Source organism: Neobacillus sp. GCM10023253, from assembly GCF_042653105.1.
Classification (GTDB): Bacteria; Bacillota; Bacilli; order Bacillales; family Cytobacillaceae; genus Neobacillus; species Neobacillus citreus.
Genome location: NZ_JBHSHV010000006.1, coordinates 480,482 through 495,389 on the forward strand (window position 1 = coordinate 480,482; position 14,908 = coordinate 495,389).

The 14,908-nt window shown below is 39.1% G+C and carries 12 protein-coding genes; 2 read left to right on the forward strand and 10 right to left on the reverse strand.

The annotated features are described in order from the left end of the window. Nucleotides 1–52: 52 nt before the first annotated feature. From ACFPA1_RS09635 to ACFPA1_RS09665, 7 genes are all read right to left on the reverse strand, one after another. The gene (locus tag ACFPA1_RS09635; protein ID WP_378582360.1) at nucleotides 53–1,093 is read right to left on the reverse strand and encodes a DUF3231 family protein; all 1,041 of its coding nucleotides are present in this window, start codon (nucleotides 1,091–1,093) and stop codon (nucleotides 53–55) included. Between the two features lie 449 nt (nucleotides 1,094–1,542). Beyond that, on the reverse strand, nucleotides 1,543–1,902 hold the full coding sequence (locus tag ACFPA1_RS09640; protein WP_378582362.1) for a spore coat protein: 360 nt from the start codon (nucleotides 1,900–1,902) through the stop codon (nucleotides 1,543–1,545). Nucleotides 1,903–2,115: 213 nt separating this feature from the next. Then, nucleotides 2,116–6,279 (reverse strand): 5'-nucleotidase C-terminal domain-containing protein, encoded by a 4,164-nt coding sequence (locus ACFPA1_RS09645; RefSeq protein WP_378582364.1) that lies wholly within the window; start codon nucleotides 6,277–6,279, stop codon nucleotides 2,116–2,118. 451 nt (nucleotides 6,280–6,730) lie between these two features. Then, complete coding sequence (locus ACFPA1_RS09650) at nucleotides 6,731–8,032, reverse strand: MFS transporter (RefSeq protein ID WP_378582366.1); 1,302 nt, start codon at nucleotides 8,030–8,032, stop codon at nucleotides 6,731–6,733. Between the two features lie 573 nt (nucleotides 8,033–8,605). Beyond that, on the reverse strand, nucleotides 8,606–9,904 hold the full coding sequence (locus tag ACFPA1_RS09655) for a WD40/YVTN/BNR-like repeat-containing protein (protein WP_378582367.1): 1,299 nt from the start codon (nucleotides 9,902–9,904) through the stop codon (nucleotides 8,606–8,608). 30 nt (nucleotides 9,905–9,934) lie between these two features. Further along, nucleotides 9,935–10,900 (reverse strand): hypothetical protein, encoded by a 966-nt coding sequence (locus ACFPA1_RS09660; RefSeq protein ID WP_378582369.1) that lies wholly within the window; start codon nucleotides 10,898–10,900, stop codon nucleotides 9,935–9,937. A 161-nt stretch (nucleotides 10,901–11,061) separates the two neighbouring features. Continuing rightward, nucleotides 11,062–11,877, reverse strand: a complete 816-nt coding sequence (locus ACFPA1_RS09665; RefSeq protein ID WP_378582371.1) for a lipid II flippase Amj family protein — start codon at nucleotides 11,875–11,877, stop codon at nucleotides 11,062–11,064. Nucleotides 11,878–12,085: 208 nt separating this feature from the next. Here ACFPA1_RS09665 and ACFPA1_RS09670 point away from each other — a divergent pair, with 208 nt between their 5' ends. Further along, on the forward strand, nucleotides 12,086–12,559 hold the full coding sequence (locus tag ACFPA1_RS09670; RefSeq protein ID WP_213145664.1) for a MerR family transcriptional regulator: 474 nt from the start codon (nucleotides 12,086–12,088) through the stop codon (nucleotides 12,557–12,559). Further along, entirely contained in the window at nucleotides 12,540–12,962 is a 423-nt protein-coding gene (locus tag ACFPA1_RS09675; protein WP_378582373.1) for a hypothetical protein, read from the forward strand. Before ACFPA1_RS09670 ends, ACFPA1_RS09675 begins: the two co-directional genes overlap by 20 nt. Before the next feature lie 145 nt (nucleotides 12,963–13,107). Here the strand turns inward: ACFPA1_RS09675 and ACFPA1_RS09680 are convergent, their stop codons facing one another. The 3 genes from ACFPA1_RS09680 to ACFPA1_RS09690 all read right to left on the reverse strand — a co-directional run bounded on the left by ACFPA1_RS09680 (nucleotide 13,108) and on the right by ACFPA1_RS09690 (nucleotide 14,847). Further along, entirely contained in the window at nucleotides 13,108–13,773 is a 666-nt protein-coding gene (locus ACFPA1_RS09680; protein WP_378582375.1) for a FusB/FusC family EF-G-binding protein, read from the reverse strand. 129 nt (nucleotides 13,774–13,902) lie between these two features. Further along, entirely contained in the window at nucleotides 13,903–14,172 is a 270-nt protein-coding gene (locus ACFPA1_RS09685; RefSeq protein ID WP_378582376.1) for a CD3324 family protein, read from the reverse strand. A gap of 210 nt (nucleotides 14,173–14,382) precedes the next feature. After that, the gene (locus ACFPA1_RS09690; RefSeq protein WP_378582378.1) at nucleotides 14,383–14,847 is read right to left on the reverse strand and encodes a GNAT family N-acetyltransferase; all 465 of its coding nucleotides are present in this window, start codon (nucleotides 14,845–14,847) and stop codon (nucleotides 14,383–14,385) included. Nucleotides 14,848–14,908: the final 61 nt, after the last annotated feature.

The window sequence follows — 14,908 nt, forward strand, 5'->3', positions numbered from 1 at the left end:
TTTTCTTTTAGATTTTATAGAACACATCGTTAGACTTCGGCAATATGGATGGTTACTCTTTTTTTGCTAACTTATTTCTTTCAAGTGCATAGGGAGGCTGCTCCATCCAACCGTTCTCCACCATGATTTCTGCTGCATCCTCAACAAATGATGCAAGGCGCAATAATGACTTTGTGTACATAAGCCCTATATCATGTCTACCATTTACCGCCTCAGAATTTCCAAATGCCCTAATTTTCATGGAGAACATATCCATCTTATGAAACAGCATTAATTTATCTGAAAATGGAGCAAAAGTTGATTTTGTAACCAAATGGTCAAGAAAAGAAGGCGTAGGCAAATCTTCTTTATGGAGTTTTTCCATGTAGGTTTCAATATGTTTATGAGTCATTTTCTTCCCGCGAATAAACAGCTCTCGAATCCTTTCCGATTTTACCACTTGGCTAAAAGCCATAATTAGCGCTTTACTTGTTACATTATTTTCAATATTGTCGTAAAGATGAGTAACTTCTAATGCGTGTAATGGCCGTACATCTCCCAAAAACCCATTTAAGAATTCTTTTTGAACAAATTCCACTTTATCGGGTACTGGAATAATAGGTGGTTTGATAATAAGACCTTTACCCATTAATATCTCTTTGATTTGTTTTACCAAAGCAATGCTGGAATCCAAACAATAAATAAAAAACTCTTCTACATCCTTTCTATAAACAAGCGGTATGGCAATGTGATATATGCTTAACCCCGCTTTGGCAGCATATTTAAGATAATGAACATAGTATTCATCTTCAAATAAACGAGGAGCACCAACGTTGAGATCTTCCTCTACTGAAAAACCTTTCGGAATCGGGAAATTTTCCTTCTTGAATATCGCTTCTGTCGTTTTCATGAATTCCGTGCTTAATTTTAATGCGTTCTCTAATAATGTCTTAATATCTTGATCCTCAACATGTTGAAGGAAATAGCGTAAAATGCATCCTGACATACTGTTACCCATATAGGTCGCCCAAAGTTTTCCCATTTCTGCTGAAGTAAGATTTTCAGTTAGGTCCGTTTTTTCTGAACTTATATTAATTGGCGTTAGCGGTTCCATTAAGAAAAATCTCCCTTTTCGAGTTTTGAGTTAGTATTCTCCTCCATTCAAATCATATTCGGGATAACTTAATCTAAATTGAGGCATGGGGACAGTTCTTCTGCCTCACTTTAGCCTAAAAAGTGATGCATGAGAACCGTCCCCATGCATCCGACGTATAGTTTTCTTATTTTCAAATTGGATAAACCATTAAATCGTTCTGAAAGAGCTTTTAGATTGCTATGTAGGCTTATGGATATATCTGCTCTGGTCATAACTCGATTCCTTTTTAATTTTTGTATGACCTGCTGTTTATAAAATTTGCTTATATAATGAATACTTCTTATCTTATTTAACAGTCCTAACCATTTCAAATTAAATTAATAAAAACCAAGCGTCTCCACTTATTGTAGAAACGCCCGGTTTTTAGAGACATCATACTGGGTTTAATTTTTTTATATCAGCAATTTTTAATAATGGGGGTAATAATGGTGGTGATATGGATATGGGTACGGATGGCCATATCCCATGCCTGGTCCGCCAAACCCAAGTCCAGGATAATAACCTAACCCTGAGCCTGGTCCGCCTAAACCAAGTCCTGTTGCGAAACCAACGCCCGAACCCGGACCACCTAAGCCCATACCTGGATAAAAACCAGGTCCAAATCCTGGTCCCCCAAAACCAAGTCCTGGTCCAAAACCTAACCCTGAGCCTGGTCCACCTAAACCAAGTCCTGGTGAAAAGCCTACCCCCGAGCCTGGTCCACCCAAACCTATTCTTTCATCAATTGGAATATGGACAATATAATTTATATGATTATGCGGACTCACTTTCATCCTCCTCATTTCCTTTTCCATTAGAGCATATGCTTATTTGGGATAAATTCCTGGGTATTCGTCCTGAATCTTCAAATTATCTATGACATATGCGGATGAGTATTTATTTTAGCTAACCTTCTCGTTCCTTGAATATACGGTTTCTGTAATATTGTGTTTAAATACAAAAAGGCAGGTTGCCCAAACAGGAACCTGCCTTCACGCTTACTATTCGTTTTTCTTTAATACGTCAACAACAGTTTCCTTACTAACATTGCCAGCAGCATCTGTAGCCGTTACCGTTAAGAAATTCTTGTGTTTTTGCTTTGGTATAGATACCATAAACTTACCGTTTGCATCTGCTACAGCTGTGCCTAGCTCCACATTGCCCATTATGATCTTAACAATTGCACCGGCTTCTGTTGTCCCTGTGACAGTCGTATCATTATGAATGACTGGGTCGACCTGTGGGGCATCTGGTGCGGTTACATCCCTAACTATCACAACTGTCGCTTTACTTACATTGCCAGCCGCATCTGTGGCCGTAACAGCTAATTCAGTTCCAGCAGCTTGTTTCGCAATTTCAATGACAAAGCTGCCGTCCTCTAAAGCCGTACTTGAACCAAGAATGGTTCCATCAACAGACACTTCTACCGTTGCACCTGCTTCTGCTTTGCCTGTTACTTTAGTCGATTGGTCTGTCACTTCATTTACAGAAGGAGCCTCTGGAGCTACAGTATCCGCAACCTCTTGGACAATTCTACCTTCCACCGATGGTGAAACAGGATTGAATTTTTCTAAATAGGAAGTAAACACTTCAAAGTCTACAATGTACAACTCTGTGATCCGTCCTTCGTCCTTCGCTGTTTTAAACATGCCGTATCCATCGCCACCGTCCGCAGTGAAGGCATTCGTCGCTATTCGATACGTTTTATCCAGTTGGAGTTCTTCATAGCCATCAGCTGTTAAAGCTTCCACATACCAGACTCGTTCCCCAACTGGTTTCGCTGGATCGTACTTGAACTTTAACCCTGATACCTGCATGAATCCGCCTGCACCAGGGGCGCTCACACTGTGCTCTAAGGCAGCAAGAATTTCTTTTCCAGATAGATCAAGAGTGACTAGGCTGTTGCCGAATGGCAATACCGTTAACACTTCTCCTAATGTGATATCACCTTGATCAATGGAGGCGCGGATTCCGCCGCCATTTTGCATGGCGATATACGTTGGGATGAACTCATTGGCTTTAGCTGCCATTCCGTCTGCAATTAAGTTTCCTAGGTTAGTTTCCTTACTGCGAACATCAGCACGTTCACCATTTAACGCAACAGATGTACTTCCTACCACCTGTTTTTGTAATTCTGTTAATGGAGCTTTATACTCCTCCACCTTCGCTTTTGCAGCTGCATCCTCTGCATACTTACTTAAATCCTTCAGTTCACCGGCGTAATCAGTAATCACGCCATTTTCGTCGAATGTTACATCAACAACACCAAGGTATTTTAGATACTCATTGGCTTGGACAATTAGTGTCGGCTCCACTTTATCTACAACCACTGGAGCATCTAGTTTTGTATGGGAATGTCCGCCAACAATAACGTCAATACCGTCTACCTTTTTCGCTAAATCCAAATCTTGTTGATAGCCTAAGTGGGATAAAGCAATAATTTTGTTTACACCTTGTGCTTCAAGCATTTCAACTGTCTCATTGGCTTTTTCGACTGCATTTTCAAATACAATATCTTCGCCAGGATTCGCTAGGAATGTTGTATCTTCTGTTGTTAAACCAATAATCCCTACCTCTTCTCCATCCACTTTTTTAATAATGGCTGGGAAGATTTCACCTTGTTCATTCGTTCCACCGATTGCGTTATTGAATAGTGGACCTAGTTCAGGATCGTTTGTCATGTTTACGTTGGAAGACACAATTGGGAACTCCGCTTGCTTGATAAAGTTCGCAAGAGTAGCCGAATCCTTATCAAACTCGTGATTTCCGAGAGTCATACCATCAAAGCCTAGTTGATTCATAAAATACAAGTCTGCTAGACCTAGATATTGTCTAAAATATAATGTTCCTGAGAACACATCCCCTGCATGTAGCAACAGTGAATTTTCCTTCTGGGACCGCACTTCGTTCACAGCCGTAATCAGTCGTGGGAACTGCTCTACATAAGCATGTGTATCGTTTGTATGAAGAAGTGACAACGAAAATGGTCCTTTTTCTACATCTAAATCTAACTGAGCAACCAGCGCATCATGATCACTAGCACGTCCATGCTCTTCCATATACGGAGAGTTAAAGTTCACGATATCAAGCTTTGCTGACTGAGCTAAGTTATTAGATACCAAAATATGATCCAATACCTGTGCATTTCCTTGATAGTTGTATGTGTACCTTTCAGAAGCAGGCAGTGTTTCAACTAAGTTCGTTAAATCATCACCTTTTAATGCTGCTAGTGGTGCTGAAAACTCAAAATCGTTCAAGTCACCTAAAACCACTACATTTGCGTCCTCGTTCTTAGTCTTTATATCAGAGACAAAGTTATTTACGATCGTGGCAATTTGCACACGTTGTGCTTCACTTTCAAGGAACGGCGGCTGATTTTTTCCAAATAACGGCTGATCTCCACCTTTTGAGTTAAAGTGATTGTTAATGACAATAACTTCTTCGCCTTGGAATGTGAACTCCGCTGCAAGCGGCTTTCGGCTGCTGTTAAATGCAGCATTTGTAGGGTCAATGCGGCCAGGATTTAATGAAAGTGAACCATTTTCGTAAGCGACAGCCGTTGTGGCATCTCCCTTTGGTGCATTATTCAACGTCACACGTTCAGGATTGTATAAATATCCGACGCGTATATTTCCTCCCGGTACTCCACCGTCTTTCCCGTCAACTGGTGCGATGTCTGTCCAAGCATAGGCTGGTCCGCCAAAGCCTTTGATTGCATCACTTAATGCCTTATAGTTTGCATCCGCTTTGACAACACCGTTATTCGTTTCCCCACTTTCGTCAAGTACCTCAACAAGACCAATGATATCGGGAGATCCTAAGTTCTCGACCATTGATTTTGCCAGCTTATCGCGTTTAGCCGTGTCTGTTGCTACAAAGTTTTCGATATTGTAACCGGCGATGGTTAGTTTATCTTCTTCTTTTTGAATAGTCGTTACTTCATTCGTTCTTGGACGTTCTACTAAGTTAGGTAGATTAGCTGCTTTTGTAAGAATCTTAAAGTTACTAAACGTATAGCTGACCACTCCTGTTACGGTTCCATCAAAGGAGTCCCCTGCTTTCGATACATAGCTGCGATCATCAAGTTGAAGAAGCATTTTCTCTGGATTTTGATTTTCTTTTGTTAAAAGAGGAGTTCCTTCTTTTGTATATGCTTTTCCGTCCACTTGACCTGTAATGACAGGTACTTCTCCATATTTTTGTGGCCCTGTAACAATCGGATTTTCAATGGAAACAAGCATTCCTTCAAGGCTTTCATAAAAATCGATACCATCTTCTGCTGGGTCAAATGTGCCAAATCGATCGTTGTCGATGACAGAAGTTGGCGGTATCGCGTCCTTACCGATGACAATTGGAGCCGGAAGCTGATTACCACTAGAAACCTTAGTAACCTTGCCTGATTGGGCATTGATTTCGGTCATCGCTAAATCGGTTTGCAACTTCTCCGCATATCCATCTAATACCCACTCTTTGACAAGTCCTGAAATGGTTACGCTATCCCCCACTGCCACACCATGGGATGGCTTGTAGACAAGAACACCTTCTGATGTATTAGAGTTGTTATCTGGGTTTGGATCCTGCATGTAAAAATTGCTGCCGTCTACTACGTAGGTTACTACTCCAGGTACATCTGCTACATTTTTATCTTTATATGGTGAAATATGAGATTGACCTTGAATGTCGCGAATTTTTAAACCTGTTTCGCCATCTCCGGGTTCATCTGGAGGTGGAGTTGTGCCATCAAAGGAAATGGCCGTTGGAGATTTTAGGCCAGGTACTGAAAAATAAGCTTCAAGTGAACCTGTAACAAAAACCTTTTTACCTACATTCGAGGGATTCGATAATAAACCATAGGTTGATTGGAAACTAGTTGTGATCTGAACGGGTAATATTTTCGTGGCATCTCTTTCAGTAGGGCTATCTGCGATGGCGAAGTTTGTATTTCCTGCAAATGGTGCCTCAAAATCATATGTAGCTTTTCCACCACCACCACTTGTGGTATAACCTACAATATACCCTGTCACAGTGGCTGTCCCCATATTATTCGCAATTGCCTGAGCAACCGTTATAGGTTCAGCCGCTTGTGCTCGAAATGGGAGAACCATGCTAATCAACATGACAAACATTGTCGTTATCGCAAATAGCTGTTTTCTAAGCCTCTCCACGTGTATTCCTCCTTTAAATTTGTTTAATTATTACCCTCTATAGAATAGTACTTCCAAATAATCTTCTAAATCTATCAATAATATCCTCCTTTCTCTTGTAGGAAGCACTAGAGGTATACTACCAATTTACCATTTCTTCTAGTTTTTTCCTTTCGTTTAACTGAATTTTAACCCTCACAAAACAAGGCGTTAACAATTTTTACAAAGGAAAATATTGAATTTTTAACTTTTAATTTATTATAATATTTTCCAATTTTTTCTTAATGAGAACAAGTACCTAGACCTTCCATCTTATATAGACTATCTGCTAGCGTAATAATCATTGAAACATATTTTGCTCAAACAAAAAAATACGACGGTATAAGCCGTCGTATCAACCGAAACACCAGAAGAATTAGTATGGTGGTTGGGGGGGCAGCCACGAAAATGGATGCCCTCCTTTCCCTCATCATTATAGAGACTTGTTCGCCGTTTCCTTGGTTTTTAACAAAGCAATAAATGCTATTAAGGAAGCGGCTATTAAGTAGAAGGCCGGTGCAAATTTGTTGTTTGTTTGAAGAATGAGAAATGTAGCAATGAATGGTGCAGTTCCACCAAAAATGGCGTTACCCAAGTTGAAAGACAATCCAAAGCACGTAAAGCGTACAGAGGTTGGGAACATCTCTGATAAGAACGTGGCGAGCACGCCATCATTTCCGGCCAATATGGCCCCAAGGAAGATCTGTGCTAACACGGCGTATACTCCTCCCAAGGGTAGAAGCATGAAGGCAGGATAGGAAAACAAAATAAACAATAAACTGGCTCCAATCAGCACTGGCTTCCTGCCTATGCGATCTGCAAGTGTACCAACAATAGGTAGAAAAATTACATAAGTTCCAAGTGAAGCGATGGTCGACAGTATTGATTTAACACTGTCAAAGCCCAACTCATTAGTAAGGTAGGTCGGCATGTAGCTAAGAATAGTATAAAAACCAACGGCATTGAGGCAGATTACTCCGAAAGCAACGATGATCTTTCTCCAGTTCTGACGAATGCTCTCGAAAACTGGGTCCTGCGGCTTTTCATGGTCCATCTCTTTAAAAGCAGGCGTTTCTTCAACTCTCGTCCGCAAATACAAGGCGATTAAACCTAGAGGACCTGATACAAGAAAGGGAATACGCCATCCCCAGCTGTGCAATGCATCCTGATTTAGAGAGAATTCAAGACCTGCCGCGGTCAAAGCCCCTAGTAACAGTCCTGCCGCGGTACTCGCCGGCACAACACTGACAAGAAGTCCCCGGCGTGAACTCGGGGCATATTCGGCAATAAACAAGGAAGCTCCAGCATATTCACCCGATGCTGAAAAACCTTGAACAAGACGGCAGAGAAGCAGTAACGCGGGTGCGGCCATTCCTATCGTAGCATAGCTGGGAATTAGCCCAATTAGAAATGTCCCAAGTGACATCATGATGATCGTAAGAGTCAAGATCCGCTTTCTCCCAAGCTTGTCACCAAAATGTCCCCAAACGATTCCACCTATTGGCCTTGCTATGAAAGAGATGGCAAACACCCCGAATGTACCTAACAATGCGGCTCGTTCGTTCCCGGGGGCAAAGAAGACTGCAGCGATGACCGTAGCTAGATATCCGTATGAAGCGTAATCAAACCATTCAATTAAATTCCCCATACCTGCTCCAAAAACAACTTTCTTTACGTCTGAGTAACTGACTTTCTTCGTTTCTATCGTATTTTCGGCTATTTGTTGGACTTCCACCTAGTATTACCCCCTTGTTTTACAAACCCACTACCAGACAAACTATTCCTATAATTCAGATAATTTTAGATTTAAAGACCCCTTTGGAAATTAAATTCCAAAGGAAAACAAATAACAAAACGACGTTTTGTTTTACCTATATCGAAAGCGCTTACAAGTAGAATACCATAGTAATATTTCTACAACAATTGGTCTCAAACGCTAAACTTGTTGATAAAATTCCGAATATTTTGTATTTATTGGACAAAGATACCAAACTTTGCAATCGACAATTTTATTTAGAAAGGTTTACTGTCGCATAATCTGCTCTTACTGTCGCATAACGGGTTGTTACTGTCGCATATGCTGCTGTTACTGTCGTATAAGCCCCTGTTTCTGTCGTATAAGCCGTTGTTACTGTCTGAACAAACTAATAAATCCGAAATGGTACAAAGCCCTGATTCTAATGGCACATTTCTGTAGATTTTCAATAAATATTTATCCTATTTTATGATGTTTTTATTGCGTTTTAATGATAATTCCAAAAAAGAGCATTCCTCATGACAAAGAAATGCTCCATAAAACCTAGCCTATTCAATTTTTCATTGCACCAAGCACCCCATCTGGATCGACTAAACCGGCAAAGGACCATGTTTTGCCCGTATCCTGTGAGGTAAACTTTGCCAATACCTTTCCGCCCAAATAATCACCTTGTGGACCTTGATTCACCAATAAAATTCCTTCATTTCCGTTAAAGGCAGGAATCTCTGCTATTGTGAAATAACCCTGATATTCTTCCGGTATCGGGACCTCGACGCGTTCCCAGTTTGCCCCACCATCGATCGTCCTATATAAATTTGGAATTGGCGGTTGTGCTTCATATCGTAATTCACCAAAGGAGATAAACCCTAATTGATCGTCAATAAACCCTCCGTCTGTCACTAAGGAATAGACGTCCTTAACCGATCCGGCGTTGTACCAGGACACTCCGCCATCGTTTGTTTTAAATACAAAGTGTGCCTCCCAACTCATCGTTTTTTCACCTGTCACGATGAGATAACCATCCTTGTCCGATGTGAACCCTAGTTTTCGCATACGCAAAGATGGCAGCTGGTCCGAAACCAACACTTCATTCCAGGATTTCCCTTTATCCCTACTAATCAGAACCGTCAAGCCTTTGTTAAGTACAAACGCTGTTATCTCCGATGTAATCAGATAGCTGCCATCCAGCAATTTTTGATCCGTACTGCCTAATAAATCTTCAACCGCAACAGGAACTACTTTCCAACTTTTACCCCTATTATAAGTAACCCTAAGCTTATCATCCTTAATCTCATAATCTATTTTTTTAGATGGCTCTTCAATTCCGACATTCTTTCGATATTCTTCCAACGTTTCAACAGGCGGCAGCCCGATTTGCGTATCGGTTGTCCTTTCAATATTGGTTAATGTATACGTTAAATTTTCTTCCTTTTTGATGCTTAGTTTCCAAACGATATTAGGAACGACTCGGGTCTCCTGCACCTTTCCCCAACCGTAATCAATTTTTTGTGTTCCTTCAGGTAACTGAACTTGAAACACGACCGCCGCAATAAAATAGTTCTCATCCCCCGATAACTTGGTAAATCTGGTAAAGCTCTTATTGGTAATCGCTCCTTCACTCACTAACTGATTCATGAAATCAAACCAGATTCGGTAAGCAATCGTTTCTGGTTTTTGATCACTTTCTTCTACCTGAACTGTGTAAGGGAGTTTACTGTTTATATCTACCTTTTTTACTTCAACTGGTTTCGTATTGGGATTTTCATGAACCCCATTAAACATTTGGAAGATAATGAAGATAACAATTAATATGGAACTAAAAAGGATTAATCTACTTTTCGTTTTTTTCAATGGAATTCATCCTTCATTCAAAATATAAACTTATTCTTCACGAAAAAATGGTTTATATATATACCGCTGTGGAGGAATCATATCCTCCTTGCCTGGAATGTATAAGGAGATGGTTGGTCCTGAGTTTCCTGGGTCAGCTATGGAAGGAATAGCCTTGCCTTTTTCATCTATATAGTGAATCCCATCCCTAGTAATCCCCCAGTTTCTTATTCCTTTATACAGTACAGCATAACGTCCTTCATTCCACCGTTTTACTTCCTCTTTAACGGGTATCCATTTCAGCATATTGATGACGATCGATAAATCGTTATTCGGATCATAAACTGTTGTTCCTTCCCCATTCCAATCTTGTTTATGGATCTTAACCTTATTGTCCTTTGTTTTATCAAAATAGATTAAATATCCTGATTGCAATTTCTTGTCTTGGTCAAAGCCGTAAATATATATATAAATTTCTGCGATTGTCCCATCCTTTTCAAAGTCTATCCTTAAATCATTGGTCATTAGATACGGTTCCAGCTTCATCTTCTCATTGACAGAATCGATTATCCCATCTAGCTTTGTTGTGTAAAAATTATCATTCTCAAGCTTGACCAGTGTCTCTGTTTTTAACTCCTGGATTTTCCAGGCTAATGCTCCGTTAAAATTGACAGCATTTGAACCAACATAGTATCCTCCAACCATCGTAACCAATGAAAAGAGAATAACCGTCCATTTCCAAAAGTTTGGATGAACAGGCTTAGCGTTTATCTCTCTTTTCACTAGCTTACAATAGGTAACAAAAATATGGATAACCATTAATAATAGCAGAAAGCTGATTCCTATAAAAATCGGAATATTCGTTTTCAATTGTCCTATTTTTGTAATGGTGTAAAGAATTCTCCACCACATGATATATAGTAGAAGGATAAACAAACTGCTCTTACTTCCCAAAAATAAATCTCGCAACATCAGTCGTCGATATAATTTTTTTGTTAATTTATTTTCAACTACCATTCATATAACCCCTTTGAGTCAAATTGCATCCTGTTTCAAATTCTTCCACTAAACTATCATATTAAAATAATACCTATTCCAATATATAGAAGGCAAAATAAAAATACTGTATCCCAATATGGAAGACAGTATTTTTGAATTTAATGAATATAATCGATCTATTAAATCCACTTAGCAAACCAAGCTACATAATAAGCCGCAGGAATAAACAGAAGTTGAGCCACAATTGTCCCCAAGAATTTTGAACCAATCATAGTCAAAGAATAGCTTTTTAAGTAAATGTAATCGGTTTGTTTTTTCATTACTCGATCAGCTAACACCGACGCTTTCGGATCAATAAACAATGTCAAAAGAATCGTTGCTATACCATTAATAATTCCAGATGACATTAATGCTGCCTGAGCATAATCTTTAGGAACTAACATTGAAGCATAAATTGAAGATAGAACGCCAATCGTAAAAACAGCTGAAATGATGACATTAATCACAAAGAGCCGTTTTGGAATGGTTTTTAAGGTAATTCCCTTCAGATATGCAAATCTCGGCATCCTTAAACACATAAAAACTTTTCTTAAGCCATTTCGATTGAATTGATGAACAAACAGCGCAATGATTGAACCACGTTGATTTGAAAGTTGAACAATGGCTCTTGAAAAGATATTGATAAACGTTGGAAATAAAAGTATCCCCAACAAAACCCCTATGGAGGTCACAGCTATTAAGATCCTATATTGTTCCTCTATAAAGTGCAATTTGTTTACATCAGGTGCCTCTGCAATAAGTTTTGCTGTAAGAGGCTGTTGAATCATTGTGGAAAACCTTGAAACAATCACCAATGTACTAAACAAAGATAAAGCAGTGGCGATTAATCTTACTCTGGCTCCTGAAATTCTTGTTGAATAAGCTAATGTTTCAATCATGGTAATGATCAATAAAAACAGAGCGATAATAATAACTTTGCCTGAAATTAGTCCCATAAATAACCCCTAAAAAATATGATAGCCGTATTATAAACTAAATTATTTTCTTTTGGAATGATTAGAAGAGAAAGTACAAGTATCATTCATTCTTTAACTAACCAACTGACCAGCTGTTCACATCCTCTGCACGTCGGCCTGCATATATTGATAGAAAATTCAAAAAACCTCTTGACATTGGAGTCAACTCAAATGTTATTCTGAATACATGGAAAAACTTTATTCTATTCAAGAGGTTTCGCAGATACTTGGGATTCCCAAGGATACACTTCGGTATTATGACCGGATCGGGATTGTCTCGCCGTCTCGGGATGACAATCGGTACCGCAGGTATTCGGGGGATGACCTCATAGACTTGATGAATATTCAGATCATGCAGTTTGCGGACTTCTCTCTTGATGAAATCAAGGAGAAACTTGGTTTACGAAAGATGGAAAATCTCAACTCCGCTTACTGTGAAGAGGCTGCTGCTTTCATCGATGCAAAGAACGCAGAAACGCGCATGAAGATTCACCATCTGGAAAAGGTCAGTCTGCTGCTCAGTATGGCAGCCGAAACGTTAAGAGATTTTAGTAACGAAAGCGACCAACGGTTGGCAGAATTCGTCCGCGAGCTTTACAAGGATATCCGAGGAAATAAACCGGTAATTTCTAAGGAGGGTTGTGATCATCATCAAGGTTAGGAATTTTTATTATCTGATTGCAGGTGTTCTTGCGATGCTGTTTGCTGTCACGCATGCATGGAACGGGCAAGCCGCTGTGCTGCAGACCCTCGACATTAGGACGATATCCATGGATACCCGAACGGTATTCACGTATGTTTGGCACATTATAACCGCGGAAAACCTGATCTTCGGCATCGCGTTCATTCTCATGTCTTTCCAAAGTGAGCGGTCGAAGGTCCGTTTTGCCGCATGGATGATAGCGGCAATCCTGATTGTCCGGCTGATGGTCATCCTTGGCGTAACGGCATTACTTGACGTTACGGCTCTTACGGATACGCTTATAGATTCGATTGCCATCGTAATCTATGTTGCCTTGATCATACTGGGCACAACTGTGAAGAAAAAACAAGGACTACCGTAGCAGAGATTCCCGAATTGTCTTCTAACTCGCAGAATCGCTCAAAGCTGTTTACCTTCAAGTGATATAAGGTACTGTTTTAAGTAAATGGTTATTCAAATAGAGGGCGCTTTTCTTGTGTATAGAGAGCGCCTTTTCTCAATAAGTTTCACATCCCTTGTGAGTCTTTTAGAAAAGCTGTTAAATATTCAACATTGGTTATTTTTTTATTGCATTCTAAGCTATCGGCACAAATGAGATTTCCGATAGATTTGTAATAATCTGGGTTCTTTGATTTTTTCGCTTTTGTTACGGTGGAAAAATAGGCAACCTCACCAAAGCAATTACAGAAGGAACAAAGATTTTTTTTACTAGTCGGTGCAAATTCGCATTCAATGCCGACCATTTTCCCCTCTAACTCATATACTATAAATTTCTTATTTGATCTTAGGTCGTTCCAGCTTAAATAGGTCAGCTGGCTGTGGTCTATATTTGATAAATCAGGCATTTTTAATTTTTTATGTTTCGGAAACATTTTTTTCAATTGCTGTTCGGTGATTCTTGGAAAGGGCAGCAAATAGTCTGAAAGATGCTGGATATATTGCTCATACTCTTTATCTGTTTTTAGTCTCGAAAGATCCAACATTTCTTGTTGTTCCGAAGAGACATTTGGAAATAGATCGGAGATTTTGGCATTGGCTAAGTCAATCACAGCAGTCAAAACGTTTTGAGGTACGTTCTTTTTGGTGCTGTCCTTAATGACAGCAATCTGTTTTTTTATAAAATTTAATTGTTCATTTTTAATAAACTTTTCGGTCATCTCTTCTATCTCCATTCATTTTGCTGAAGTCTCTTTACACTTATTTTAAAAAATATATCAACCTTAAAAAATGGAAAAAATGATTTAGAATCGTTTTTTACATAAAAACAGCACTGATGAAGGATTTTCACCAGTGCTGCTCTCCTACTTTTTATGTGAATATACAATTTTCTTAATCGTTTCAGGTGAAAGATAATACTCCTCAGCCAGTTGCTGGATGCTGTTACCACTAATAAAAGAATTTCTAATATCGGTATTTCGGAGGTCAAGCAGCCGTCTTCCTCCACTTGAAGTTCCCCATTTCCGATATTCCGTTTCCTGTTTAGGAATATAAAGGGTTTCCCCCTGAATATACTTTTGGATTTCCACAATTAGCTTTTCTGGTAAAACTTTGCTTGCATTCATATACTTCAATTTTGCTCGCCCCTTATTTGATTTTGAATAAAATAAGGTGCAAAGCCAAAAGATTAGAAAAGCTTATTCAGCGATAAAATTAAATGTTTCGCCCCATGCAAAGTATCGCCTTTCTAATAATTGGCTTTGCATGAGTGAAAGAAGTACCAGACAATCTAACGTGATTCTCCATCTGTACGCACCCCCTTTAAAATTTAATTATAGCGCAATTCAATGAACGCATCTCACCTTTTTTAATTCCCATTTTAACATATCATTCACAGTTCCAATTTTATTCATCTTCAACTTTTCTAACACTCTAATGGATGGAATATTATCATGTAGGCACTCAGCAACTACTTTATCTACATGATCATTCGTAAATGCCCATTTAATAATTTCATTTACGGCTTCAGTTGCATAACCTTTGTTTCGTGCTGAAGGGATCATTCCATATCCTACTTCAACCGTATTTTCTGAATTAGGTTTACCTTTAAATCCAATATCACCAATAATCGTATTGTTTTCTTTATTGATAACTAGCCATACACCCCAACCTAATTGAGTAGAATCCTCTCTAAGTTTCTCCAAAAACATCTTTATATGAGGGCCTATTTTGTAATCTTCTGGTGAAATTGTAGATAATAATTCATCTGTGCAAGGAACAATTTTTAGTCTTTCTGTCTGTAATTCCATCTTCATACTCCTCGTATATTATAATAAGTAAGGGATTTTTCTAAATATTTTCTATAAAACT

Bases quoted from the DNA above. Each gene is read 5' to 3' on its own strand.
- ACFPA1_RS09670 (WP_213145664.1), top strand. From the start codon at position 12,086: ATGGAAAAACTTTATTCTATTCAAGAGGTTTCGCAGATACTTGGGATT.
- ACFPA1_RS09635 (WP_378582360.1), bottom strand. From the start codon at position 1,093: ATGGAACCGCTAACGCCAATTAATATAAGTTCAGAAAAAACGGACCTA.
- ACFPA1_RS09690 (WP_378582378.1), bottom strand. From the start codon at position 14,847: ATGGAATTACAGACAGAAAGACTAAAAATTGTTCCTTGCACAGATGAA.
- ACFPA1_RS09680 (WP_378582375.1), bottom strand. From the start codon at position 13,773: ATGGAGATAGAAGAGATGACCGAAAAGTTTATTAAAAATGAACAATTA.
- ACFPA1_RS09665 (WP_378582371.1), bottom strand. From the start codon at position 11,877: ATGGGACTAATTTCAGGCAAAGTTATTATTATCGCTCTGTTTTTATTG.
- ACFPA1_RS09660 (WP_378582369.1), bottom strand. From the start codon at position 10,900: ATGGTAGTTGAAAATAAATTAACAAAAAAATTATATCGACGACTGATG.